We start from the raw sequence: 25,157 nt of genomic DNA, 5'->3' as shown, positions 1-25,157 counted from the left end.
CGATGAACAAGCTTGAAGAAATCTGCGCTGCCAAGCGTGACGTTGTGACTGCTCGCAAACAGGCGATCAGCGAATCGCAACTCTATCTTGCGGCACGCACGCAGTCCGTACCCCGAGGCTTTGAAGCCGCTTTGCGCACGCAAGCACAGCACGGATATGCGCTAATCGCAGAGATCAAAAAGTCCAGTCCATCGAAGGGTCTCATTCGCCCGGATTTTCGGCCGGCAGAGCATGCAGCAGCCTATTCAGCCGGCGGCGCGACCTGTCTTTCGGTGCTTACTGATGCACCGTATTTTCAGGGGCATGAGGATTATCTGATTGCCGCCCGCGCCGCTTGTACAATTCCCGTGCTGCGCAAGGATTTCATGGTCGACCCTTGGCAATGCCTAGAAGCGCGGGCTATCGGCGCCGACGCCATCCTGATCATCGTCGCCGCGCTTGAAAACGGCCTGATGGCTGAAATCGAAGCGGCAGCAATTGACTTGGGCATGGACGTCCTTGTTGAAGTTCATGATGAAATCGAGATGCAACGGGCGGCGAAGCATCTTAAATCGCGCCTGATTGGAGTAAACAACCGCGACCTCAAAACCTTCATGACCAGTCTCGATGTCACCGAACGTCTCGCCCCCCTTGCGCCGGATGGAACCTTGCTAGTTGGCGAAAGCGGGATCAGCACCCACGCTGACATCGCCCGATTAGAAAGGGTCGGTGTGCGGACGTTTCTTGTCGGCGAAAGTCTGATGCGGGCCGATGACATAATGAATGCCACCAGATTGCTTCTCGGGACCGAAAACGCGGAATGACCTGGCTGACCCATCTGGATGATCACGGGGCCGCTCGCATGGTTGATGTGAGCGGGAAGCCAGAAACGCTGCGAAGCGCCTTGGCCTCCGGTCGTATCACAATGTCCGCCCAAGTGCTTGAAGCCGTGCGGGCAGGCAATGCTCCCAAGGGGGACGTTCTTGGCGCAGCGCGTATAGCGGGTATCATGGCAGCGAAGCGCACGGGTGACCTTATTCCGATGTGTCATCCTCTGTCACTTGAGGCAGTCACAGTGGAATTTGATTTTGAAACAGACTGTATCAAGGTTACGGCCTGTGCATCTTTAACAGGCCGCACTGGCGTGGAAATGGAGGCGATGACTGCTGTTTCGGTTGCCCTTCTCACAATTTACGACATGGCAAAGGCCTTGGACAAGGGCATGGTGATCGGTGACGTTCGCCTGATTTCCAAATCCGGAGGGAAATCGGGCGACTGGGTCGCTTCCCTTTGAAAGCCCCCCTAAGCCTCGAAGAAGCTCAAACCAAGCTTTTGGCTCTTAGCCCGGCATTCTCGACTGAATGTGTCCCGACCGAGACTTCTCTTGGCCGTGTTGTGTCGGAGACAGTCATTGCACTGCGCACACAGCCATCAGCCGATTTGTCGGCAATGGATGGTTATGCACTTTCGGCCGGTCAGGGCCCTTGGTCGCTGGTTGGTGAAAGCCGGGCCGGTGCGCCGTTCACTGGTGCGCTCCGCAACGATCAATGTGTCCGGATTTCAACGGGCGCGATCGTACCGGATGGCGCGATCAGTGTCCTCCTTCAGGAAGACGCGGTCCGCGTTGATGATAGTGTGTCCGCCCGTCAGGCGCCGGCCCCCGGACGGCATATCCGGCCGTGCGGTTTTGATTTTCGCAGCGGAGATGTGCTCTTCACGCGCGGCGCCCGGATGACAGCGGGGCGCATCGCGCTTGCTTTAACTGCGGGCCATTCGCAGATTCCGGTCACACATAAGCCACGCGTGACTGTGATCGATAGCGGCGATGAGTTGACCTTAGACCCTGCAACGTGCCTTCCGCATCAAGTTCCTGCCAGCAATAGTGCGATGATCGCCGCGATGCTTGCGCCGTTGGGCTGTGACGTTACGCGCATTGGTCCCGTGCCCGATAACCAATCGGCGCTGGGTGCGGCATTTGCTCAATCAGCTGATGCCGATGTTGTGATAATCTCTGGGGGTGCATCGGTCGGAGATCATGATCTTGTGCAACCGTCTCTGTTGGCCGCAGGTGCGCAAGTCGCCTTCTGGAAAGTCGCGATCAAGCCGGGTAAACCGTTACTCGTCGCTAGCCGGCAGGGAGGACGGGGACGACAGGTGGTGCTCGGCCTACCTGGCAATCCGGTTTCCAGCTTCGTCACGGCCTTCCTTTTTGCGCTACCCCTGATCAAAGCGATCCAGGGCGATCCGGCTCCCTTTCCTAAAACCGAAGTGGCATTCACCGGCGAAGACCTGCCCGCCACAGGTTCCCGGCGCGAATTCCTTCGGGGTGTCCGTGAAGGCAATACCGTGCGCTTGGCCGGTTCTCAAGATTCCAGCGCGTTGTCCGCCTTGGCTCAAGCCAATTGTTTGATTAACCGTGCCGCGTTTGCCCCGGCTTTGCAAAGTGGTGAGCCAGTTATGGTATTTAATCTCCAAAATGGCTGAAACCCCGGACCGAAGCCTACCTTCAGCTTGACAGTGAATTTAAGGTTGCCTAATTGTTCCTTGTTCGTTCACCTTAAAGGCGGACGCAGCGTGCATGCAATGCACATGGCAGTATCACCTGCCAGTGCCTCTTGGAGCACATGTGGGACTGGCGTCCGGTCTCTGACCAGGCGTGAATGCGACCAAGGGAGATTTGATCCATGCTGACAGCCAAACAGCACGAGTTGATCCGTTTTATTCAGCAAAGGCTGGAAGAAACAGGGATTTCGCCAAGTTTCGAAGAAATGAAAGAAGCGCTCGATCTGAAAAGCAAATCGGGCGTCCACCGTCTGATTTCTGCTTTAGAAGAACGCGGCTTTCTTAGGCGGTTGCCCAATCGGGCGCGCGCGCTCGAAGTGATCCGTCAACCGGAAAATTCGGCGCCCTCCCGCACGCCGTCGGCGTTGGCTGACAATGTCGTACCAATGGTTCCGCCCGCACCAAGAGTGGCAGAGGCTGTTGCTTCAAATGATGTGATTGAGCTGCCTTTGCATGGACGTATCGCCGCCGGCGCGCCCATTGAAGCGTTTGAAGAGCATTCAACACTTCCGGTGCCAGCGGCCTTGCTGGGTCCAGGAGAGCATTATGCTCTTGAAGTGTCCGGCGATTCAATGGTTGAAGCTGGTATTTTTGATGGTGACTTTGCGCTTGTTCGTCGCACCAATACAGCTCGAAATGGCGAAATAGTGGTGGCGCTGGTTCGCGGTGAAGAAGCGACGCTCAAATATCTGCATCGCGAAAGCGGGCAGGTTCGACTTGATCCCGCAAACCCCACCTATGATCCGCAGTTTTATCGGCCAGACGAAGTCGAGGTGCAAGGCAAGCTTGCTGGTCTTCTGAGGCGCTATCACTAAATGATCGCGGCTTTAGCGCGGTACAACCGAAACCCGTAGTCCTGCAGATGTGTGGTATCCTCCGCTGAATTCGAGGCCGCTCGGCAGGATAGTCCGGGCGGCCTCTGTCGTGTGAACCTATCTTTGCCTTTTACGTAAACTTGCGCGCGATGGTTTTAGCTTGGTGGCAATTTGGTATTCTTTGAATTTGCGATCTTTCAAATCAGACGGGATCCTCCACCAGCCATGATCGCCCTGACTTTGGGCCACCGTAGTGATGTATTTTTGGGCAAGGTTTATCGACAATCCGCCGCTCATCCTAAGGTAGCGTTTGTCGGCTTTGAGCCAACGCGGACGACATGATCGCGGTAGATATCGTTCGGACACCACAACGTCCGCCCTTGCACATGCTGCCGCCAGAGCGCGCTCTTCAACTTGGCTTCGGCCTCGCCCTAACAGCAGCACCCAGTCTCTCGCGCCCCTGTTGATTATGACGGTGCAGAAGGCTGAAGAGCACTCGGCCCCATTCCATTTGGCAAGCGGTATCGGTTTTGCCGAAACGCCCGCTAGCTCCATCAGGTTATCGCGGGTGTAGGTGGAACGGCCGTCTCGCAAGGAAAGCAGATGCCTCGATCCGTCGCTACCATTTACCGTGATGCCCACATGCTTGCCGTCACCTGCGATCAAAAGGTCGGGTATCGGCGTCATCGCGGTCATCACGATGGCAAGCGCGACGGGCATGATGCCTGCGATCCTGACCTTTCCTTGCCACAAGGCCAACCATAGGCCTCCTAAGGCAAACATCCCTACAGTGTAGCCGCTGATCTGCGGAATCAACGTAACTGCGCCGTTCAGCGCCGCTGTGAAATGAGCAATCGCGAGCAACAGATCAAGCGAACGCGCGGCCAACCACCAGGCTGGCGCGCCAAGACCGAGCATATCGAGAAGCAATCCCACGGCAATCATTGGCATGGAAACGAAGGTAACCAAAGGGATGGCAATGACATTTGCTAAGGCGCCGTACATTCCGGCGCGGTGGAAGTGAAACAGCACGATTGGCATTAGGGCCAGTTCGATCACCAGTCCGGTCACAAACAGCATCACTACGCGCCGCGCCGCTTTCATCAGCGAAGGTTCATCCCTGGGGGTAAGAAACGCACGCACTGGCGCGCTGTTGGACAGAGCTATGATGGCAAGAACTGCCGCGAAACTCATCTGAAAACTGGGACCGATTGCGCTTTCCGGCCACAGCATAAGCACAAAGCCTGCTGCGATCGCCACCATTCGGAGCGAAAGCGCCTCTCGGCCAAGCGCAAGCGCACCGAGTACAAGCAGGGCCGCTACGCAGCTGCGCACCGTCGGCACCTCTGCCCCAGTCAGCAGCGTATAACCCACCCCGGCAAGCGCGCCGATCGTGGCCGATGCTACGGGCAGTCGCATACGCAGCGCCACAGCGGGCCATAGAGCAAGCAATTTCAACGTTACAAAATAGGCTGCTGCAATCACCGCACTGACATGCAAACCGCTAATCGATAGCAGGTGGGTCAGCCCGGAATCACGCATCGCTAATTCGTCGCTCTCCTTGATGCCTCCCCGATCACCGCTTGCAAAAGCAGCCGCGATGGCGCCCGGCGAACCTTCGACACGGTTGCGGACATGTGAAGAAAGCAGCCGTTGAAGGCTTGCGATATCAGACTGATCGTTCGCGTTCCGAAGCACCTGTAGGGGCCCGACGATTGTTCCAGTGGCTGAAAGTCCCTTGAACCAGGCCGCACGAGCAAAATCATAGCTTCCCGGAAGCATCGGGCTTGCAGGCGGCATAAGCCTTGCCCGAAGCCGAACCACCGCCCCCTCCGACAAACCTTGCGGCACGCCCTGTCCACCAAATGTCGCCATCGGGACATTGACCCTGACCATGCGCGCCGCTCCGTGGTTTGCGGCTTCTTGTGAGAGGCGAACGGCCAAAGTGAGGCGCAAGCGATTGTCGGCAGGTTGATCCTCTCGCGCAAGGATGCGTCCTTCCAACAAAGCGACTTGCGGTGCCGGAATGGGCTCTGCCCCGACAACTGATGAACGGATCCAAATCGCCGCCACTCCAGCGGCAAACACAAGGCTGCAAACCACCACAGCCAAGCGCACATTCACTCTGGTGTCATAGAACGTATGATCAGGATTCCAGATGACCGCTGCGGCAAATGCAGATCCGACAGTCAACGCCAGAACGAGACACCATTGCCACGCATAAGGAAGCACAAACCACGTAACAATCCCGCTCGCGAATATGACGGCCAGCCATGGTGCCCGGTCAAATCCCGCATTATCCAAAAATCGATCTACACTATCTAAGAGACGTGTGCGTCTGCTGGACAAGCCCCGAAGTGTTTGCCAAGGGCCCAGCGTCGGTTTCTCAGCGGCGGCAAAGCCGTCTGCATCGTCCCCCATCGGAATGATCGGCATATCGCGCATCGGCTTGTCCCCCGACCGGCCCGGCACCATAAAAGCTCGCGCCAAGCCGCTCAAAGTGAACAGGAAGTCAAACATAATGGCAAGCGAAAGCAGCACCCCCAATGGACGCGCGCCCGGCGAAGTCGTAACCCGCTTCGCGCCCTCGCCTACCGGGTTCCTGCATATCGGCGGTGCCCGTACCGCGTTGTTCAACTGGCTCTATGCGCGCCATCATGGAGGCAGAACGCTTCTTCGGATTGAAGATACAGACGCAAAACGTTCGACGCAGGCGGCCATTGATGCGATTATCGAGGGGCTGGACTGGCTAGGTCTTGATTATGACGCACCGCCAGTATTTCAGTCCGACCGTGCGGAGCGCCACGCTGAGGTTGCCCGGCAACTTCTGGATGCCGGCCATGCATACAAATGCTTTGCGACCACGGAAGAGCTCGAAGCTATGCGCGAAGCGCAGCGTGCGAACGAGCAACCGATGCGTTATGATGGCCGCTGGCGCGACCGCGACGCCTCCGAAGCGCCCGAAGGATTGCCATTTACAGTACGGTTGAAGACGCCGAGTGATGGTGAGACTACGATCGTCGATCAGGTGCAGGGCGCCGTTACTGTCCGTAATGCGGAAATCGATGATTACATCATTCTGCGCGCTGACGGGACGCCAACTTACATGCTTGCCGTTGTCGTCGACGATCATGATATGGGTGTAACGCATGTCATACGCGGCGATGATCACCTCAACAACGCCTTCCGACAGATACCGATTATCCGTGCAATGAATGAAATCGAGGGGAACTGGCCCGATCCCGTCTATGCGCACATTCCGTTGATCCATGGATCGGACGGGGCGAAACTTTCGAAGCGGCACGGCGCTTTGGGCGTAGAGGCGTATCGTGACGATTTCGGCATATTGCCAGAAGCGCTGTTCAACTACCTGCTGCGACTGGGCTGGGGTTATGGCGATCGCGAAGAAATCACCCGCGGTGAAGCGGTGACCCTTTTCGATTTGGCTGGCGTCGGTAAGAGCCCTTCACGGTTCGACATTAAGAAGCTGGAAAGTCTGAATGGACATTATCTGCGCGAAGCGGATGATGCGCGGTTGTCAGCTTTGGTGGCAGAACGGATCGGAGAGACGGCGGATCAAGCTTTGCTCGCCCAAGCAATGCCGGTATTGAAAGTTCGTGCCAAGAATATCGACGAAATTGTTGAAGGTTCAGCCTTTTTGTTTGCGTCGCGGCCTTTGACGATGACCGACAAAGCCGCGCAGCTACTCGAAGGCAATGCGCGTGAAATCTTGCGCAAGGTTCATGACCGTCTTGCAGGCGAAAACGACTGGACAAGCGAGGCACTCGAAGCCACTACGAAGGCGCTCGCCGAGGAGCAGGGATTGGGACTTGGCAAGTTGGCGCAGCCGATGCGCGCGGCGCTGACCGGGACGACAACGTCTCCCGGTATCTTTGATGTTCTGGTCCTATTGGGACGGGACGAGGCGCTCGCCCGGCTCGAAGCGCAGGCTGCTTAGCAGTCGGCGCAGAGCTTGGGATTGAGACTGGAAATTTGAACAGGAGACAGATCTTGGCAGACAAGACGGCGAAACTCGAAATCGGCGGCAAGTCACTGGAATACAGCGTGCTTGAAGGCAGCACTGGCCCCGACGTGATCGATATCCGCAAACTCTATGCGCAGACCGGGGCCTTTACTTTTGATCCTGGCTTCACCTCGACCGCCAGCTGTGAAAGCGCGCTGACCTACATCGATGGCGATGAAGGTGTCCTTCTGCACCGCGGCTATCCGATCGGGCAGCTGGCTGAAGATTCCAGTTTCATGGAAGTCAGCTATTTGCTCTTGAACGGCGAACTGCCGAGCAAGGACGAGCTGGACGATTTCAGCTACACCATCACGCGTCACACGATGCTGCACGAACAGCTGATGACTTTCTACCGCGGCTTCCGGCGTGATGCGCACCCAATGGCCATCATGTGCGGCGTTGTCGGAGCGTTGTCGGCGTTCTACCACGACAGCACAGATATCTCGGACCCCTCGCATCGCACGATCAGTTCGCACCGGTTGATTGCCAAGATGCCGACGATTGCTGCAATGGCTTACAAATATTCCGTCGGACAGCCGTTTGTGTATCCGGACAACTCACTGAGTTACACTGGCAATTTCCTTCGCATGACATTTGGCGTTCCCGCCGAACCCTACGAGGTAAATCCGGTGGTGGAACGGGCGCTGGACCGGATATTCATCCTCCATGCCGACCATGAACAAAACGCGTCTACCTCAACCGTGCGACTTGCCGGTTCTTCGGGCGCCAATCCCTTTGCGTGCATTGCTGCAGGTATTGCCTGCCTCTGGGGCCCGGCCCATGGGGGTGCCAATGAAGCAGCGCTCAATATGCTTCGTGAAATCGGAACACCCGACCGTATCCCGCACTACATCGAACGCGCTAAGGACAAGAATGATCCGTTCCGCCTGATGGGCTTCGGGCACCGCGTCTACAAGAACTACGATCCGCGTGCGGCCGTAATGCAGAAAACTGTGCGGGAAGTGTTCGATGCTCTCAAGGTCACCGATCCGTTGTTCGAAACCGCACTTCAGCTGGAAGAGATCGCGCTCAACGATCCCTACTTCATTGAAAAAAAGCTGTTCCCGAATGTCGATTTCTATTCGGGTATCATTCTTTCGGCGATCGGATTCCCCACGACGATGTTCACTGCGTTGTTCGCACTTGCCCGGACGGTTGGTTGGGTTGCACAGTGGAATGAAATGATTAGTGATCCCGGCCAGAAAATCGGTCGTCCGCGTCAGCTCTATACCGGACCCACACAGCGCGACTATATTCCGCTTGGCAACCGCTAAGCCGAAACTGTGCCAATGATGACGTCCCGCGCGATCGGTCTTTTACTGATCGCGCTGGGCGTCATTTAAGCACTTCAGGGATTGGGGTGGCTTTAGCTGGACTGCGCAAAGCTTTCACGGTCGGTGGCGATGTAGGGGGTGGTCGCTGAGTGACAGCCTTTGGATTCCAGGCAACCTTATGCGGGTCAGCCAAGTTTTTTCGCCGCAAATAATCGCCTTGGACTGACTCAGAAGTCGCTTCGGCGAGAGCACTACCATACGCTCACTCGCAAGCGCCCCTACTTTACTAAAGCTGCTGATATTGCGGCAGTTCCAGACGGAACAGCGCCCCGCCCTCTGGTCGGCCTTCGACTGTCAAACTGCCGTCCATAGCGATGGCAAGTCGGCGTGAAATATACAGTCCCAACCCTGAGCCTTTGTCCTTTCCGCCGTCATTTCCCCGGCCCAGTCGCTCTCCTTTGTTGAAAATGCGGTCGGCCTGTTCGGCGGTCACGCCCGGGCCTTCGTCAGCAACTGTCACGCAAACCTTGCCACCGGCCGCTGCTATGGTTGCAATTGTCACTGTGCTCGCAGCGGGCGAATAGGCCACGGCGTTACCGATCAGATTGATGAGGATCTGCAAAACACGGCGGAATTCCGCCGAGGCCACGGCAGTGCCTTGACGCCCTTGGACAACCAACGCTGTCTCTCGGTTCTGGGCGCGTACTCCCAAAATGCCCGCCGCTCGAACCGCGGCATCGGCAAGGTCTACGGCTTCCTTAGCCGTAGTGAAACCTTCGGTCTCCACGACTTCAAGATCGGCTAGATCATCAAGCATCGCGGCCAAATGCTGCCCGGCACTGGCGATTGTGCCAGCATAGTCGCTATATTCGTCTCGGAGCGGGCCAGCCAGGCGGGCACGAATTGTTTCCGCATTTGCAATAATTCGCGCCACAGGTTGCCGCAACACAGGGGTCAAGGCCGTGCCAACGAGCCGTGTGGGCGAAGTGCCATTGTGGCGTTCGTCAAGCGACGGCTCCCTCGGGGTCGGTGCCAAGGGCTCTTCGGCGATGAGCAGGACTTCAAAACCAACCGGGTTTTGCACATCTGAACCGATAGGTATCAACCTGACACGCCAGTTGCGTGGCGATCCGGCAAAACGGCATGAGGCGCCGTCAAGAAGGCGCCAGTGAAGAGGTTGATGATGTGCGATTCCCTTCAATTCGACGAGTTCGGTCCACACCTTTCCGGGCACGTCCACCGCAGCCAATTGCAGGGCGGCAGCATCTGGTGCGCGTGTGTTCAATACCTGAATTCGTTGTCGGGCATCTAGCCTGCCGCTAATTTCGGCAGTTGCCCGATCAATCGCATCGATCTTCGCAGCAAATTCGCGCGTGGTTGGCGGTGCGAGCGGGCTCCGTTGCCAATTTTCGATCAGGACTTCGCAGCCCCCGCCTTCGTGTTGGGCAACGGGATGAATGCGAGCGAATCCTGATATCTCCGCATCACCATCAAAAGCGCGAAAGGTACGGCCGATCTTGAGTCCCATCGACCGTGCCTGTTGGACCAGAGCGAGAAGCTCGGGTATCGCGAGCGTACCAGGCACGTCGCCGCCGCATCGTTCCTGAAGGTCTGCCAAGGGGGTATCGGCATTTAACAGCCGATCGAGCGAATCGGTCAGGCCATAAGCGCCCACAAGCCCTTCTGTCTGATCGATGGTATTCATAGAACAAGGCCATCGCCGAGCATGGCTTCCGCCTGCTGGATCGAGAGGCTGCCGAGCCCATACTGCGCTCTTCCCGTCGGATCGATCAAAAGAGCCTGTCGCTCAATCGCCGAATACGAAAGGCCCGCAGCGCGCAGCATCAGCGATAGCCGCAATCCTTGTCCGACATGACAGGCCAACACCCCTTCGTTCCGGCTCACCCGCGCGGCCGCAGACAACGCACTGGCAAATAGAGCAAGACCCGCGTGTTCGAGCGAAAGGGCGGCGGTGATCCCCCGGCGCAGCGCAGCAATGAGTCGGGAAATCAGGCCAACGCGACTAGCAGCCTCATCATAACTGCTCTGCAACCCACGCAACATAGCGCCATCGGTTGCTTCGGCTTGGGCCTGTGCTGTCAACGCATGGAAAAGTTGCGCCGGCAATTCGCCCAATGGAAGCTCCATCCGTCGTTGGCTTTGCACAAACCGAGATTGCGCTGCCATTGCCGCCATCGCCAAGCTGGCGATCGCACTGTCCTGCGATGCGATAAGTTCTTGCAGCAGCGGGCTCAGGACCGGATCGATTCCGTGTCGCTTCAGAAGACGCTCTGCAATCAGTCCTTCAGCAGCTAGGGCGTGGCAAAATCCAAGCAGGGCTTCATTATCCATTAGCCGTTCGGACAATGATTCGACGTCGACTGCACCGCCGACATCGTTTCCTCGAAGGCTTGCATCCCCGCCGAGCGATGCTGCGCGCAACTGGATCGCGAGATCTAATATCATACCGCGTACCCGAGCGAGGATCGCTTCACTGACCAACGCCTCAGCATTGGTAGCAAGCAGGTGGCGCAAGACGGGCACGACGGCGGACAGCGCACGGGTTTCGCGCGCCAGTTCATCGGTAAGGAAAGCCTCGACGCGACGGTCGTCGGCCAAATCCATCATCTCATCGCCCATCCGGCAGGCATAGCGCCTGCATAGTTAAGACGGCGTTAGATCAATCCTGACCGGATCGCAGCAGCAAAGCTGATAATAGCCCCAAGGCGAGACAGGCAAGAACTTCGGCGAGAAGTCCAATAGCCGCCGCGATGCCAAACAAAAGCAGAAGACCAGCCCGGTCGAGGGCTAATGAGAGAATGCGTGATCCCGCGCGCGGACTCGCTAGACGGACCAATCCGATCACGACCGGCCCCAGCGCGGCAAGTGGCTGCCATTCAGGCCACGGTGCCAAGGCGAACAACAGCGTCAAAGCCGCCATTGCATCAACCGTAACCGCCAAAATGGCCAATTTTTTAGCGGGTTCATTGTCATACGCCAAACGGGCAGCAGATCGCCCCTGTTTATGAGATACTTGAGCGGCAATAGCCCCTAAAACCGCTAACAGAAGTCCTGCAGCGGAATAGCCAACGACAGCAAACCCGATTGCGCACAGCAATATTGCCACGGCCAAGCCAGCAGTCACGCGCCAGCCATCAACAATTCCGCGCAAAACAAGGAACCTGACGAGGATTGCGGCAATTGCATGTGTAGGAGCGCGCCAGTCCGGCACGTCCACCGCTTTTCCGATCAAAGTCTGCTCGGCATGTTTAACCACGCCCTGATCGGCTGCTAGCAACCAGTCTGCTCCCTCCAGTCCCTGACCGGATATTTCCTGGCACGGGGTTCCGTCCTGCAAAGTCAACCGCAGTAGAAGTGAGATCGCATTGGCGTCCGATGGAAAATCGGCCAATTGCTGCACCGGCCCACCGCGCATCACCAGGACCCCAGCCCAATGACGGTGCGCATCGATCCGCTCGAAATCATCAGGATGGTTCGCAGCCAGCGGATCATCTTCTGGTATAGCGATGATTACCGGGCGCATAGGCCCATCCGTTGTTACCACCGCATGCAAAACCGCCGGGCTAGGCAACAATCCATCATTCAAGATTATAAGTTCATCGTCAGATCGTACCAAAGCGGGCAGCGCGGCAAAGGTTGAAATTGGCTGAAAGACCGTGCCGCCTTCGATAATCCGATATTGCATCGCCCCGGCGACCACCGCATCGGTGCGAGTAAGGCACAAAATCCTTTCCACCCCCAAGGATAGCAGCAGCCGTGTCTGCCGCTTCGTCACGCTGAGGCCCGCAATCGGCAATTGACCGCGCAACGTGCCGTCAGATGTCTTTTTGATTGCTGCAATCAGGCCAATGCGCATTGCAGTAAGGCTCCCTCGCGACGCTGCGCGAGAAAGGCTAGGCGATTTCAGACTCCAGGTTCAAGCAGCAAGGCGGCCTTAACCCCATCGAAAGTGCAGGAAAGGCAGTCAGCGGCGCATCGCGCGCTGATTTTCTCTTTCCTGCGCGCGAAGATAGTGGCCCAACACCGCGTCAACCTCGCGGACGGCCATCGGCTCACCCGGGGCGGCAAGCAGAGCGATTTCTGCTGCCTGTAATAGATCTTCGGCGTGGAAACTTGCCGCAAGGCCCTTCAGGCGCATTGCTGCCACATGCCAATTGCCATCACATCGTGCGCGCTTGAGCAGATCAAGCTGCCGCGCTGCGCTTGTCAGGAACGCGGCGCGCAATTCCTTCAAAAGCATGGCGTCATCGCCAGCTGCCGCCGCAAGTGTCGCATCAAGAGCACCGTGATTGAAAGCCATGATCGGTCCATAGTGCGAATTGGGTTAATGCGGGGTTTATCCGGATTTCGCCTGTGTTATGACGTCAGCCATGGCAGAACGGCACCAGATGCGCGCTTTGGGGCGCAAGAGCGGCGATAACGGCGCAAGCACCAGCGACGTAATAGAGGTCGAGGATCTCGGCTCCGCTGAAGAGGCTTTGTTCCTTTCGGAAACGTGGGAAGAAGATGAAGCCATCGATGTGCCCCGCCCGTCACGCTTCGGCTGGATCGCACCATCTCTTGCGATTTTGATCATTGCTGGTTGGACGACATTCTACGTCTTTGCCCATTTTGACGCCATGCGTGCAGGAGCTTTGCCGGACCAGTGGGCAAACTGGATCGTACAATGGGCTGTTCCAGTCGGATTGGTCGGTATCGTGTGGCTTTTGACGATGCGCACTTCGCGTACAGAAGGACGGCGCTTTTCCTCCATTGCAGCTCACATGAACCGCGAGGGCGCGGCGCTCGAAGATCGTCTGAAAGTTGTGAACCGGGAATTGAGCCTTGCACGCGAGTTTTTGGCCGCCGAAGCGCGCGATCTAGAAGCCCTCGGTCGCATTGCTGCCGAACGCCTGTCCACCCACGCAGGTGAACTGCAATCGCTGATTGCCAGCAATGGCGCACAGGTCGAAGCAATCGGTTCAACCAGTGACACCGCGCTTAACAATATGAATCGGTTGCGCAATGATTTGCCGGTGATCGCCAATGCCGTGCGAGACGTTGCCAACCAGATCGGCAGCGCGGGCCGCATCGCCGAAGACCAGCTGGGGAATCTGTCCACCGGATTTGAACGATTGGCCGCTGCAAGTGGCGATAGCGAAACCCGCGTCGCAGCGTTAACAGCACGGATTGATGACGTTCTGGGCGGATACGAACAGCAATTGACCCGGATCGAAACGATCGTGTCCGACCGCTTCGCGACGCTGCAGCACGAGGTCGACACCTACCGGCAAACCGTCGCCGGGATCGAACAAGATGCCCTTGCTACGTACGGACAACGTGCAAAAAGTCTTGCTGAAGAAAGCGACGCCCTGGCCGAACGCTTGCGAAACGCCGGAGACACGGCACGCGCTACATTTGCTGCAGCGATCAGCGGTCTGCACGAAACTTTGCTCGAAAAACTCAGACTTATCGATCAGGTCGATGGGGATACTGGCGCAGCAGCAGAACAGCGTATCGCCCAGCTACGCGCGGAAGTGTTGCGGTTTGACGAGCAACTGTCGGAACGCAGCCACCGTTTCAACGAATTGATCGAACAGCGCCAGGCGGCCATCGAAACCAACGAAGCACAAGCCACAGAAGTTCTAGGGCAACGCCTCGCTGCGCTTGATGATGCGCTTGCACAACGACGTGAAGTTCAGGTTTCGGATATCGAAAAACTGGTAGTCCAGGGCGAGATCATGACAGAGCGCGTCTCGCAGCTTGGCCGGGTGCTCGCCTCCGCCGATCAGACGGCCCAATCAGCACGCGAAACGCTCGACGCCGGACTGGATGCGTTGGCGAACCAGATCGAAGAAAAACGCAAAGTCATCGCAGCCACAGAAGTGGAGCTGAATCAGTTGACCGATGGCGGGATTCGGCTGCTTGAAATATTGCAATCCGGTTCGCGGACATGCAGCGACGATCTTAGTGTCGCAATTGCAGATGCTCACACCGCGCTTGAAGAAGTTGAGTTACGAGCGGACAAGGTTGGCGCGCTGATGCTCCGCAACACGCAGGCCGGCAGCGACCTTTCAGGCTATCTGCACGATACCCGTTCCGAGATCGACGCCGCTGAAATTGCGATTGCCGGGTTTAAGGCGCGGCTCGCCGATGATACGGAAGATGCGCTGGCCAAATTGCAAGGTTTGCGAGGGGGCTTTGCCAAGCTTCGTGACGAAAGCGGAAGCTTGGCTGGCGAGACACAGGAACACCTGCGCACTTCCCTTGCTGACCTTGAAGACGCAATCAACCAGGCATTTGCCACTTTGGACGACGGTGCGCGTGACCGGATGCTGGCATTGGCATCGGGAATTGGCACGGAAGCTGTCGACGTGCTGGAGCGGGCCTTGCGGAACGAAGCAGCAAGCACGCTTGGCAAGCTTGAACAATCTGCCGCCCATGCCTCAGGTGTTGGCCGAGAGGCGGCAGTGCAGTTGCGCGATCAGTTGGTGAAGGTCAACGAGCTTACGGGCAATCTGGAACAGCGCGTAATGCGCGCGCGCGATCTGGCCGAAGAGCAGGTGAACAACGACTTTGCACGCCGCATGGCGCTGATCACGGACAGTCTGAATTCGGCCGCCATTGATATCACTGGCGCTCTATCGGTAGAGGTCGCCGATACAGCTTGGGAGGCTTATCTGAAGGGCGATCGCGGTATCTTCACCCGGCGTGCGGTGCGACTGATCGATAATGGCACCGCCAAGGATATCGCCTCACTCTATGCCAACGACGACGCATTCAAAGTGAATGTCAGCCGTTACATCCACGATTTCGAAGCCTTGCTTCGTCAGACGTTGTCGACCCGTGATGGCCACGTTTTGAGCGTGACCATGCTCGGTTCGGACATGGGTAAGCTGTACGTCGCGCTTGCGCAGGCGATCCAGCGCTTCCGCGCCTAGCGGGTGGATAACGGCGGTTTGGGTAGCACGTCGATATCCGCAGCAGTAATCCAGCTATAATGATAGTTGGCAACGAAGATTGCCGTCGCAACCGTTGCCACCATCGCCGCACGCGCTGCAACCTTGCCCGGTCTAAAATTCACGGGCGCGCTTTCGGCTTGCCCGGGAATTTTTTCCACGCCGGCTTCATCCGCCGTCTTCACACCAAACGGCAGCATGAGAAACGCACTCATCACAAAAAACAGGAAATATATCGCTGCTATTGACGTGATCTGCATCAGGCCGCCGCTCCTGGCATGACCACGCGCACCTGAGGTCGTTTGCCTGACCATCGCTGCGCCGCACGGCGTGCCGCCAAACGGGCTGATTCACGGATAACGGCGTGATCGCGCGCGTCCTTACCTTTGAGCCGGCTGATTGCGGTCAGCACATCGCCCGCTGCCTCTTCAAGAAAGTCCGGCAAATCTTCATCAAGCGGGATGCCGATCGCTTCAATAACCGGGCGGCTACCCCGCGCCAGTACGACAACGAGCACCCCGTCGCTCGAAATCCGGCGGCGCATTGTGATGGAATCGCCATCAGCAGGGGTAATAATATCGCCATCCAGCACAAGGCGCCCCGCCCTTACCTCTGCGACCTTACCAGGCTTGCCTGGCGCAAGGCGGACAAGATCGCCGTTCTTCTGTACTACCTGAGAAGGTATGCCGCTGGCCTTCCCGACCCGCGCCTGTTCCGCCATATGACGGATCTCTCCATGCACGGGCACGAGAATTTCAGGCTTGAGCCAGCTATAGAGAGCCTCAAGCTCCGGGCGGCCGGGATGTCCCGAAACGTGAATCAACGCCTGGCGATCGGTAACCATCTCGATACCGCGTGCGGCCAGTTGGTTTTGGATTTTGCCGATAGGAATTTCATTCCCGGGGATCTGCCGCGAAGAGAACAACACGACATCGCCCGCTACCAGTTCGATCGGATGGTTCTTGTCCGCCATGCGGCCCAAGGCAGCGCGTGGTTCGCCCTGCCCGCCGGTTGCGATAATCAGAACCTCACCGCGCGGCAGGCCCATAGCCGTGTCGAAGCTGACAGGCGAGGGGAAGTCTTCGAGATAGCCGTTATCCTGCGCTACTTCGATGATTCGATCGAGAGAGCGCCCGGCGACACACAGCTGTCGCCCGGTTTCCCGCGCAACTTCGCCCAACGTCTGCAAGCGTGCAACATTGCTGGCAAAGGTCGTTACGACCACCCGCTTGCCGGTATGGCGTGCCACTTCTTCCATCAGGGCGCGATGCACTGCACCTTCGGAGCCGGAAGGATTGGGATTGAAGACATTGGTCGAATCGCAAACCAGTGCGAGCACGCCGTCTTTGCCGATATCGCGCAGTTCTTCTTCGGTTGTAGGCTCGCCGATGATGGGCTCGTCGTCGAGCTTCCAATCACCTGTATGGAAAATTCGGCCATGCGGCGTGTCGATCAGCAAGGCATTACCCTCTGCGATCGAATGTGCGAGTGGCAGATAGGTGATGGTGAACGGGCCGAGTTCGATCTCACCATGATCTTCTTCGATGATATTCAGTTCGACCTTACCGAGCAGCCCTGCCTCTTCAAGCTTGCGCGAAACCAGATCAGCGGTGAACGGCGTCGCGTAAAGCGGGACGCCCAATTCCTCAGCAAAATACGGGACCGCGCCGATGTGATCTTCGTGCGCGTGCGTCAGGACGATCCCCAGCAAATCCTTACGACGTTCTTCAATGAAATCGAGATCGGCAAAGACCAGTTCAACACCCGGATATTCGTTACCGGAAAATGTCATGCCGAGATCAACCATGATCCATTTGCCCTGGCTGCCGTAGAGATTGACATTCATGCCAATCTCACCCGAGCCGCCAAGCGCAAGGAACAACAATTCGTCTTCGGGGGTAAAATCTTTCTTCAAGGGTTTTCCGGTTCTATTATAGTTTTCAGGCGTCTGCCGCCTGACGAGCAAGAATAGCGAGGCCGTCCAGCGTTAGATCGGCGTCGACATGGTCGAAAATCTGGGTAGCGTCATCGAACAATATGGCGAGCCCGCCCGTCGCTACAACCTTTGCGGGACGGCCGATTTCAACCTTTATCTTGGCAATCATGCCTTCCATCATCGCAACATACCCCCAAAACACACCGATCAGCATCTGATCTTCGGTGTTTCGGCCAATAACGCTGCGGCTGGACGGGGCACGAATCGCGATGCGAGGAAGCTTGGCCGTTTTCCCTACCAGTGCATCAAGCGACAGGTTAATTCCTGGAGCAATCGATCCGCCTTTGTACGCTCCGGTAAAATCGACTGCTTCAAATTTAGTAGCGGTGCCAAAATCCACGACAATAAGATCGCCGCCATATTTATGATGCGCGGCCAGAATGTTGAGCGCGCGATCGGCGCCCAGTGATGACGGTTGGTCGACATCGATGGCAAATTGCCACGCGGCTTTCCCTTGCCCGGCAAACAGCGGCGTGATGCTGAAATACTTCTGACAGAGCACTGTAAGGTTATGGTCTGCCCGCGGAACAACCGAAGCGACGATGATCTGCGTGATAGCGTCGCGCTCAACCCCCTCGATCTTGAGCAGCTGCAAAAGCCAAACGGCATATTCATCACCCGTTCGCCGAGGGTCAGTCGCAATCCGCCAGCGTGCGCGGATCGTGTAGGTACCTCCTTCTTCGTAGGTGAAGAGAGCGAAGACGACATTGGTATTTCCGACATCGGCGGCGAGCAGCATCTCTTGCATTCCCTGATTACGTAATGTCGCCAGCGCGAATGACACGTTCGCTGCCATCCGCCAAGCGCAGCCGCAAGGCGCCGTCGGTTTCGTCCAGACCTGCAAAGCTACCTGACATCACCGATCCATCAGTGTCATGGACGGTTATCTTCGATCGGTGCGTGTGGATTGATCGATCAAGAAACGCTGCAAGGATCGCCTCAAGACCGTAGATGCGCCAAGCATCCATCCTCTTCTCAAAACTGGTCGCCAAAGTCGCAGCAAAATCTTGAACGGTCGGCGCACGGCCTGCATCGGCGATCGCGGAGGTTTTCCGGCCCGGCACTTCAGGTGCTCTCGCCAGATTGACGCCAATACCGACGATGATGTGATCCTTCACCATCTGCAGAAGAATGCCAGACAGCTTACCGCCATTCAGAAGAACGTCGTTTGGCCATTTCAGCGCAAGATCCGCGCCGTCGGGCAAGTACGATTGTGTTGCTTCGTAGACGGCCAGGCCAGCGACAAAACTCAAACTGGCAGGTGGTGGTCCGACGGGCGTCAAGGGTACTGCGCAGGATCCCATGAAATTGCCTGTTCCGTCGAACCAGTGACGACCCTGCCGTCCCCGCCCCGCAGTCTGACGATGCGCGACAAGCCAGCGTCCCTTGCCCCAGCCTTCACCAGACTGGATGGCAGCCGCTAAATCATCATTGGTTGAGCCTGTTTGCTCAACCAATTGGATGGTCGAGGTATTCGTCAAACCGTCAGAAACAGCGAGGCAGCTGCCTTGTTCGCCAGATCCGACAAGGACGGGGTGAGCAAGTAGCCAAGAGGAGATACGATCAGGGCCGTGATTCCCAGAAGTACCCAATGGGCTGCGCCGCTCTTTCCTGTTACCACACCTGCTGGTTCGTCGAAGAACATCACCTTGACGAACTTGATATAGTAGAATGCGCCGATGACACTGGCCGCGATGGCGATGGCGCCAAAAACGACCAGATCGGCTTCAATCGTCGCCTGAAACACCACGAATTTGCTGTAGAAGCCGAGCAGCGGTGGGATGCCCGCCAAGCTGAACATAAACACCAGCAGAGCCCACGCAATGGCCGGCTGGGTTACGGACAGACCGCGGATATCGGCAAACGTTTCATACAGCGCACCGTTTTCGCCGCGCAACATGAGAAGCGCGACGAAACTGCCAATGCTCATCACGACGTAGATGAACAGATAGACCAGCATCGCGCTCGCCCCAGCGGCATTTGCGACGGCCAGCCCCAGTAAGATGAAGCCGACATTGTTGATCGACGAATAGGCGAGCAGTCGTTTCAGGTTTTCCTGACCGATTGCACCCAGCGCGCCAAAAATGATCGACGCCAGCGCCATGAACATCACGATCTGCTGCCACGCGGCAACCTGCGCGCCGAACACCTCGAACACGACGCGTGCCAGAAGGGCAACCGCAGCAACTTTCGGCGCTGTGGCAAAGAACGCTGTCACGGGCGTCGGAGCGCCTTCATAAACGTCTGGCGTCCACATATGAAACGGCACCGCCGAAACCTTGAAGGCCAGACCTGAGAGCACGAAGATCACACCGAACAACGCGCCGGTTCCCATTTGCCCCGTCAATCCAGCACGAACGGCCGCGAAGGAGGTACCGCCTGTGAAACCGTACAGCAGGCTCATGCCGTAAAGCAGAATGCCTGATGCCAATGCACCAAGCACGAAGTACTTGAGCCCGGCCTCACCCGAGCGTGCATCGCGCCGCAGGATTGCAGCCAGAACGTAAGCCGACAGGCTGTTCAGTTCGAGCCCGAGGTACAGGCTCATGAAATCATTGGCGGAGACCATGATGCTCATGCCCACGGCCGCAAACAGGATCAAGACCGGGTATTCCGCGCGCATTCCCCGTTCAGGCCCGACCGTAAGGCCGCCAAAGAATGCCGGAGCGATCATCAGCGCCGCAATCGCAGCAAGATAGATCAATGCTTTGGCAAACAAGGCAAAGCTGTCAATCTTGAACAAACCGCCAAAGGCCAGCGTTGCCGGACCTTCCCCGCCAGTATGCAGACCCGGCACCAGAAACATGCCCGCGGCAAACAACGCCGACGCAGCAGCAACGGCGATCGGACGCGCAGCCTTGTCCCCGCCCCAAGCGGCAACAAGCAACAACACGAGACCGGCGCCGATCAGGATGAGTTCCGGCGTCAAGAACGCGAAAGAAGCAGCGAATTCCATTAGTGCGCGCCCTCCTCGGCGCTCGAATGTTCAGGCATCGCGTTCGCGGCACCGGCACGGGGCGCGCCCGCGGCCAAGGCAGCGTCGCCCGCCGGTGCGGCCGCTGCGAGCCGCGCATCAAGCACGGCGATGTCAGCGCGCATCGGCGCCAGGAAGCTTTCGGGATAGACACCCATCCACAGCACCGCAGCAGCAATAGGAGCCATCATGACCCATTCACGTGCGGAGATGTCGCGCATGGCCGCAGCGTCTTCGTTCACCTGTCCGCCAAACGCCACGCGGCGGTACAGGTAAAGCATGTAGGCCGCCCCTAGGATGATCCCTGTGGTGCAGATCAGCGCGACTAAGCTCGACGTCTGGTAGATGCCCGCAAGCGACAGGAACTCGCCAACGAACCCGCTGGTGCCCGGCAAGCCAATGCTTGCCATGGTGAACAGCAGGAAGAACAGCGCGTAATAAGGCATGTTGATCGCAAGGCCGCCATACCGCGCGATCTCGCGGGTGTGCAGCCGGTCGTAGATCACGCCGACGCACAGAAACAGCGCGCCCGAGACGAGGCCGTGGCTGAGCATCACGATCATCGCGCCTTCAAGCCCCTGCACGTTAAAGGCGAACAGCCCGACCGTGACGATCGCCATGTGCGCCACCGAAGAATAGGCGATCAGCTTCTTCATGTCGGTCTGCACCAGTGCCACCAGCGAGGTGTAGACCACTGCGATCATCGACAGCGTGAACACCAGCCACGCGAACTGCGCCGAGGCTTCAGGGAACATCGGCAGGCTGAACCGGATGAAGCCGTAGCCGCCGAGCTTCAGCAGGACACCTGCCAAAATTACCGATCCGGCAGTTGGTGCCTGCACGTGGGCATCGGGCAGCCAGGTGTGCAGCGGCCACATCGGCACCTTGACCGCGAAGCTCGCAAAAAAGGCGAGCCAGAGCCAGGTCTGCGCCGCTGGCGGGAAACTGTATTGCATCAGCGTCGGGATGTCCGAGGTGCCAGCTTCGGCGACCATCCAGAACATCGCAATCAGCATCAACACCGACCCGAGCAGCGTATAGAGGAAGAACTTATAGCTCGCGTAGATGCGGTTGTCCCCGCCCCACACCCCGATAATCAGATACATCGGGATGAGGCCCGCCTCGAAGAAGACGTAGAACAGGAACAGATCCTGCGCCGCGAAGGTGCCGATCATCAGCGTTTCCATGAACAGAAACGCGGCCATGTATTCCCCTACGCGCTTCTGCACGGAATCCCAGCTTGCCAGAATGCAAATCGGCATCAGGAAAACGCTGAGCATAATGAGCATCAGCGCGATCCCGTCGATGCCCAGCGCATAGCTGAAACCGGCAAACAGTTCGGCCCGTTCGGTGAATTGCCACTGCGCGCCGCCGATCTGATAGCCGGACCAGAGCACAATACCGAACACGAAAGTGACAAGCGTCGCCGCCAGCGCAATCCAACGGGCCGCGGCCGCGCCGGAAAAAAGACACGCCGCCGCACCGGCAAGCGGCACGAGCATCATCAGCGACAGGATGGGAAGGCCTTCCATTGAGAAGCGCGCTCCTAAAGCAGAACAAAAGTGATAGCAGCGACCAGCCCGAGCAGCATGATCAACGCATAGGTGTAGACGTAGCCCGACTGGATCGATCGTGCGGCACCCGCACTGCGTTCAACCACCCAGGCAATGCCGTTGGGGCCAAAGCGATCAATCGTACCGACATCGCCAAGCTTCCAGAACTTCCGGCCAAGCCAGAAAGCTGGCTTGACGAAGATCGCGGCATACAACTCGTCGAAGTACCACTTGCGGTAGACGAAGTTGTGAAGGGCACCGAAGGTAGCAACAAAACGCCCAGGAAGATCGGGTTTGGCGATGTAAGCCACATAGGCGCCGGCCAGCCCAATCAGCATGACGATCAACGCGGTATACTTCACCCAATAGGGCACCGCATGCATCGCATGGATCAGATCCTCGTTGTAGAAAATCGACTCGCCCCAGAAGGCTGCACTGTCGAGGAATGCGGGCGCAAAGACTTGACCGGCTGCAATTGCGCCGATGGTCAGAAGGCCCAATGGAAGCAGCATCGAGATAGGGCTTTCATGCGGGTGATACCCGGCTGTGCCCTCATGATCGTTTGGTGATGGCACATCATGAACCGCATCGTGGCCAGCGTTTTCCTGGCGCGGTGCGTTGCCGTGATCGGAATCGTGATGCCCATCGTGAACCGCGTGCTGGATATGCTCCGACTGCGCCCAGCGCGGTTTGCCCCAGAATGTCAGGAACATCAGGCGCCACGAATAAAAGCTGGTCAGCAAGGCTGCGATGGCGCCCGCCCAGAAGGCAAACTGCCCTGCACCATTGCCTCGTGCAAACGCGACTTCAAGGATCGCATCCTTCGACCAGAAGCCCGCAAAGCCAACACCAAGGTGGTAGACGCCGAGGCCCGTGATCGCCAGCGTGCCGGCCAGCATCGCGTAGAAGGTGAACGGGATATGCTTACGCAGCCCGCCATAGTAACGCATGTCCTGTTCGTGGTGCATCGCATGAATGACCGAGCCCGCTCCCAAGAACAGCAGCGCCTTGAAGAAGGCGTGCGTGAACAGGTGGAACATCGCCGCGCCATAGGCGCCGACACCGGCGGCGAAGAACATGTAACCGAGCTGCGAACAGGTCGAATAAGCGATGACGCGCTTGATGTCCCACTGCGTCGTGCCGATTGTGGCGGCAAAGAAGCAAGTGGCAGCGCCCACGATGGTGACGATCATCAGCGCAGTCGGCGCAGTTTCGAACATCGGCGACAGGCGGCACAGCATGAACACACCCGCGGTCACCATGGTCGCGGCGTGGATCAGCGCGGAAACCGGCGTCGGACCTTCCATCGCGTCCGGCAGCCAGGTGTGCAGGCCAAGCTGCGCCGACTTCCCCATCGCCCCGATGAACAGAAGGATGCACAGAATGTCCATCGTGTAGAGGCGCATGCCGACAAAGGTGATCGTCGAACCGCTTAGAGCGGGCGCCGCGGCGAGGATTTCGGGGATCGAGGTCGTCTGGAACACCAGATACGTGCCGAAAATGCCGAGCATGAAGCCCAGATCGCCGACGCGGTTGACCACGAAAGCCTTGATTGCAGCAGCACCTGCACTCGGCTTGCGGAACCAGAAACCGATCAGAAGGTAGGAGGCAAGGCCGACGCCTTCCCAACCGAAGAACATCTGGACCAGATTATCCGCAGTCACCAGCATCAGCATCGCGAACGTGAAGAGCGAAAGATACGCGAAGAACCGCGGCTGATCGGGATCTTCCTCCATGTATCCCCACGAATACAGGTGGACGAGCGCGGAGACCGAATTGATGACCACCAGCATGATCGCTGTCAGCGTATCGACCCGCAGGGCCCAATCAAAACTAAGCGTTCCGCTTTCGACCCACTTCATAACCGGCACGACAGCTGCCGTTTCGCTACCGCTGAGAAAGCCCAGAAAAATCGGCCAGCTCAGACCGGCAGAAAGGATGAGCGCGCCCGTGGTGACAGACTTGGCTGCGACATTGCCGATCATGCGGTTGCCCAGCCCTGCGATCAGGGCGGCAAGCAGCGGCGCGAAAACAATTATTAGGATGTTCTGCACGGGAAGCCCTAGCCCTTCATCCGGTTGATATCATCAACCGCAATGGAACCGCGTGTGCGGAAATAGATCACCAGAATGGCCAGCCCGATGGCAGCCTCCGCCGCGGCAACGGTCAGCACCAGCATCGCAAACACTTGGCCCACCAGATCCTGCATAAATGCGCTGAACGCGACAAGGTTGAGGTTCACAGCCAACAGGATCAGCTCAATCGCCATGAGAATGACAATCACGTTCTTGCGATTGAGGAAGATCCCCAACACGCCGAGCACGAACAGGATCGCGCCCACCGTAAGATAATGTTCGACGCCGATCACAATTCGACCCCCTGCCCGATCTCCGGGTTCTTCATCACAGTGGCATCTTCGGGACGCCGGCGGATCTGCTTGCCCACATCCTGACGTGCGCGGGCACCGGCCTTGGGGGGTTGGAAGGTCAGCACGATCGCGCCGATCATCGCTACCAGCAGGATGATACCTGCGATCTCGAACAGCGCGATATACCTGCCATAAAGCAGAGCGCCGAGCGCTTGGATATTCGATCTGTCTGCTGCCTGCATCGCCGCCCCATCAGGCGACCCGAGTGAAAGGCCGCCAGCGTTGTAAGCGCCAACCGCCAGCAACAGCTCAGCCAGGAGCACTGCAGCGATCAACAATCCCAGCGGCGCATTGCGGCTGAACCCAGCGCGCATTGCGGCAAAATCAATGTCGAGCATCATCACGACGAACAGGAACAGCACCGCAACCGCGCCTACGTAGACGATCACCAGCAGCATCGCGATGAACTCCGCGCCAACCAGCACCATCAGGCCAGCTGCGTTGAAAAACGTCAGGATGAGCCACAGCACCGAGTGCACGGGGTTACGCGCCATGACGACCATCACAGCGCTGGCGACGACAATTGTCGCGAAGAAATAGAAGGCAATGGCCTGTATCATGTTGGTCCCCGTCCTTCGGTCCTACCCGCGATG

21 protein-coding genes are annotated in these 25,157 nt (G+C 57.8%); 7 read left to right on the top strand and 14 right to left on the bottom strand.

Annotated elements, in window-relative coordinates:
* Positions 1-2 precede the first annotated feature (2 nt).
* The 4 genes from trpC (at position 3) to lexA (ending at position 3,356) form a co-directional block, all read left to right on the top strand.
* Positions 3-803, top strand: a complete 801-nt coding sequence (gene trpC / locus SJY33_RS04085) for an indole-3-glycerol phosphate synthase TrpC (RefSeq protein WP_379921298.1) — start codon at positions 3-5, stop codon at positions 801-803.
* Positions 800-1,273 (top strand): cyclic pyranopterin monophosphate synthase MoaC, encoded by a 474-nt coding sequence (moaC, locus tag SJY33_RS04080; RefSeq protein ID WP_379921297.1) that lies wholly within the window; start codon positions 800-802, stop codon positions 1,271-1,273. The genes trpC and moaC overlap by 4 nt, the downstream gene beginning before the upstream one ends.
* Positions 1,270-2,463: a molybdopterin molybdotransferase MoeA gene (locus tag SJY33_RS04075; protein WP_379921296.1), complete on the top strand. Its 1,194-nt coding sequence runs from the start codon at positions 1,270-1,272 to the stop codon at positions 2,461-2,463. Before moaC ends, SJY33_RS04075 begins: the two co-directional genes overlap by 4 nt.
* Before the next feature lie 200 nt (positions 2,464-2,663).
* Entirely contained in the window at positions 2,664-3,356 is a 693-nt protein-coding gene (gene lexA / locus SJY33_RS04070; RefSeq protein ID WP_379921295.1) for a transcriptional repressor LexA, read from the top strand.
* 117 nt (positions 3,357-3,473) lie between these two features.
* Here lexA and SJY33_RS04065 read toward each other — a convergent pair whose 3' ends face one another.
* Positions 3,474-5,777 (bottom strand): ComEC/Rec2 family competence protein, encoded by a 2,304-nt coding sequence (locus tag SJY33_RS04065; RefSeq protein ID WP_379923513.1) that lies wholly within the window; start codon positions 5,775-5,777, stop codon positions 3,474-3,476.
* A 100-nt stretch (positions 5,778-5,877) separates the two neighbouring features.
* On the opposite strand from SJY33_RS04065, the gene gltX reads away from it, so the two are divergent.
* Both gltX and SJY33_RS04055 read left to right on the top strand, forming a co-directional pair.
* On the top strand, positions 5,878-7,314 hold the full coding sequence (gene gltX, locus SJY33_RS04060) for a glutamate--tRNA ligase (protein ID WP_379921294.1): 1,437 nt from the start codon (positions 5,878-5,880) through the stop codon (positions 7,312-7,314).
* Between the two features lie 53 nt (positions 7,315-7,367).
* Complete coding sequence (locus SJY33_RS04055; protein WP_379921293.1) at positions 7,368-8,654, top strand: citrate synthase; 1,287 nt, start codon at positions 7,368-7,370, stop codon at positions 8,652-8,654.
* A gap of 286 nt (positions 8,655-8,940) precedes the next feature.
* On the opposite strand, the gene SJY33_RS04050 is transcribed toward SJY33_RS04055, so the two are convergent.
* The 4 genes from SJY33_RS04050 to SJY33_RS04035 form a co-directional block, all read right to left on the bottom strand.
* A complete protein-coding gene (locus tag SJY33_RS04050; protein ID WP_379921292.1) occupies positions 8,941-10,359 on the bottom strand; it encodes a sensor histidine kinase in 1,419 nt (472 codons plus the stop codon).
* Positions 10,356-11,282 carry a hypothetical protein gene (locus SJY33_RS04045; protein ID WP_379921291.1) on the bottom strand — a complete coding sequence of 309 codons (927 nt, stop codon included), beginning with the start codon at positions 11,280-11,282 and terminating at the stop codon, positions 10,356-10,358. The genes SJY33_RS04050 and SJY33_RS04045 overlap by 4 nt, the downstream gene beginning before the upstream one ends.
* 52 nt (positions 11,283-11,334) lie before the next feature.
* Positions 11,335-12,375 carry a hypothetical protein gene (locus SJY33_RS04040; protein ID WP_379921290.1) on the bottom strand — a complete coding sequence of 347 codons (1,041 nt, stop codon included), beginning with the start codon at positions 12,373-12,375 and terminating at the stop codon, positions 11,335-11,337.
* Positions 12,376-12,639: 264 nt separating this feature from the next.
* On the bottom strand, positions 12,640-12,975 hold the full coding sequence (locus SJY33_RS04035) for an Hpt domain-containing protein (RefSeq protein WP_379921289.1): 336 nt from the start codon (positions 12,973-12,975) through the stop codon (positions 12,640-12,642).
* A 70-nt stretch (positions 12,976-13,045) separates the two neighbouring features.
* Here SJY33_RS04035 and SJY33_RS04030 point away from each other — a divergent pair, with 70 nt between their 5' ends.
* Positions 13,046-15,595, top strand: coding sequence for an ATPase (locus SJY33_RS04030; RefSeq protein ID WP_379921288.1), 2,550 nt, complete (start codon positions 13,046-13,048; stop codon positions 15,593-15,595).
* Here the strand turns inward: SJY33_RS04030 and SJY33_RS04025 are convergent.
* The 9 genes from SJY33_RS04025 to SJY33_RS03985 are packed head-to-tail and all read right to left on the bottom strand — an operon-like array spanning position 15,592 to position 25,124.
* Positions 15,592-15,873 carry a DUF1467 family protein gene (locus tag SJY33_RS04025; protein WP_379921287.1) on the bottom strand — a complete coding sequence of 94 codons (282 nt, stop codon included), beginning with the start codon at positions 15,871-15,873 and terminating at the stop codon, positions 15,592-15,594. The two genes, SJY33_RS04030 and SJY33_RS04025, sit on opposite strands and share 4 nt — an antisense overlap.
* Positions 15,873-17,528 carry a ribonuclease J gene (locus tag SJY33_RS04020; RefSeq protein WP_379921286.1) on the bottom strand — a complete coding sequence of 552 codons (1,656 nt, stop codon included), beginning with the start codon at positions 17,526-17,528 and terminating at the stop codon, positions 15,873-15,875. Before SJY33_RS04020 ends, SJY33_RS04025 begins: the two co-directional genes overlap by 1 nt.
* Positions 17,529-17,553: 25 nt before the next feature.
* A complete protein-coding gene (locus SJY33_RS04015; RefSeq protein ID WP_379921285.1) occupies positions 17,554-18,348 on the bottom strand; it encodes a type III pantothenate kinase in 795 nt (264 codons plus the stop codon).
* A 16-nt stretch (positions 18,349-18,364) separates the two neighbouring features.
* Entirely contained in the window at positions 18,365-19,066 is a 702-nt protein-coding gene (locus SJY33_RS04010) for a biotin--[acetyl-CoA-carboxylase] ligase (RefSeq protein WP_379921284.1), read from the bottom strand.
* Between the two features lie 20 nt (positions 19,067-19,086).
* Positions 19,087-20,565: an NADH-quinone oxidoreductase subunit NuoN gene (nuoN, locus tag SJY33_RS04005; RefSeq protein WP_379921283.1), complete on the bottom strand. Its 1,479-nt coding sequence runs from the start codon at positions 20,563-20,565 to the stop codon at positions 19,087-19,089.
* Complete coding sequence (locus SJY33_RS04000) at positions 20,565-22,115, bottom strand: NADH-quinone oxidoreductase subunit M (protein WP_379921282.1); 1,551 nt, start codon at positions 22,113-22,115, stop codon at positions 20,565-20,567. The genes nuoN and SJY33_RS04000 overlap by 1 nt, the downstream gene beginning before the upstream one ends.
* Before the next feature lie 14 nt (positions 22,116-22,129).
* Positions 22,130-24,190 carry an NADH-quinone oxidoreductase subunit L gene (nuoL, locus tag SJY33_RS03995; RefSeq protein ID WP_379921281.1) on the bottom strand — a complete coding sequence of 687 codons (2,061 nt, stop codon included), beginning with the start codon at positions 24,188-24,190 and terminating at the stop codon, positions 22,130-22,132.
* Positions 24,191-24,198: 8 nt separating this feature from the next.
* A complete protein-coding gene (nuoK, locus tag SJY33_RS03990) occupies positions 24,199-24,504 on the bottom strand; it encodes an NADH-quinone oxidoreductase subunit NuoK (RefSeq protein ID WP_379921280.1) in 306 nt (101 codons plus the stop codon).
* A complete protein-coding gene (locus SJY33_RS03985) occupies positions 24,501-25,124 on the bottom strand; it encodes an NADH-quinone oxidoreductase subunit J (protein WP_379921279.1) in 624 nt (207 codons plus the stop codon). Before SJY33_RS03985 ends, nuoK begins: the two co-directional genes overlap by 4 nt.
* Positions 25,125-25,157: the final 33 nt, after the last annotated feature.

Origin of the sequence: Erythrobacter sp. R86502, assembly GCF_042466465.1 — a bacterium.
Lineage (GTDB): Bacteria > Pseudomonadota > Alphaproteobacteria > Sphingomonadales > Sphingomonadaceae > Erythrobacter.
Note: the sequence above shows the minus strand (reverse complement) of the source record. Positions and strands in the feature narration are given on the sequence as shown.

Coding starts and splice junctions, on each gene's coding strand:
- SJY33_RS04050 (WP_379921292.1), bottom strand. CDS start 10,359: ATGAATACCATCGATCAGACAGAAGGGCTTGTGGGCGCTTATGGCCTG.
- SJY33_RS04025 (WP_379921287.1), bottom strand. CDS start 15,873: ATGCAGATCACGTCAATAGCAGCGATATATTTCCTGTTTTTTGTGATG.
- SJY33_RS03985 (WP_379921279.1), bottom strand. CDS start 25,124: ATGATACAGGCCATTGCCTTCTATTTCTTCGCGACAATTGTCGTCGCC.
- SJY33_RS04065 (WP_379923513.1), bottom strand. CDS start 5,777: ATGGGGGACGATGCAGACGGCTTTGCCGCCGCTGAGAAACCGACGCTG.
- SJY33_RS04000 (WP_379921282.1), bottom strand. CDS start 22,115: ATGGAAGGCCTTCCCATCCTGTCGCTGATGATGCTCGTGCCGCTTGCC.
- SJY33_RS04030 (WP_379921288.1), top strand. CDS start 13,046: ATGGCAGAACGGCACCAGATGCGCGCTTTGGGGCGCAAGAGCGGCGAT.
- nuoN (WP_379921283.1), bottom strand. CDS start 20,565: ATGGAATTCGCTGCTTCTTTCGCGTTCTTGACGCCGGAACTCATCCTG.
- SJY33_RS04015 (WP_379921285.1), bottom strand. CDS start 18,348: ATGCTGCTCGCCGCCGATGTCGGAAATACCAATGTCGTCTTCGCTCTC.
- gltX (WP_379921294.1), top strand. CDS start 5,878: ATGGCAAGCGAAAGCAGCACCCCCAATGGACGCGCGCCCGGCGAAGTC.
- moaC (WP_379921297.1), top strand. CDS start 800: ATGACCTGGCTGACCCATCTGGATGATCACGGGGCCGCTCGCATGGTT.
- lexA (WP_379921295.1), top strand. CDS start 2,664: ATGCTGACAGCCAAACAGCACGAGTTGATCCGTTTTATTCAGCAAAGG.
- SJY33_RS04035 (WP_379921289.1), bottom strand. CDS start 12,975: ATGGCTTTCAATCACGGTGCTCTTGATGCGACACTTGCGGCGGCAGCT.
- trpC (WP_379921298.1), top strand. CDS start 3: ATGAACAAGCTTGAAGAAATCTGCGCTGCCAAGCGTGACGTTGTGACT.
- SJY33_RS04045 (WP_379921291.1), bottom strand. CDS start 11,282: ATGATGGATTTGGCCGACGACCGTCGCGTCGAGGCTTTCCTTACCGAT.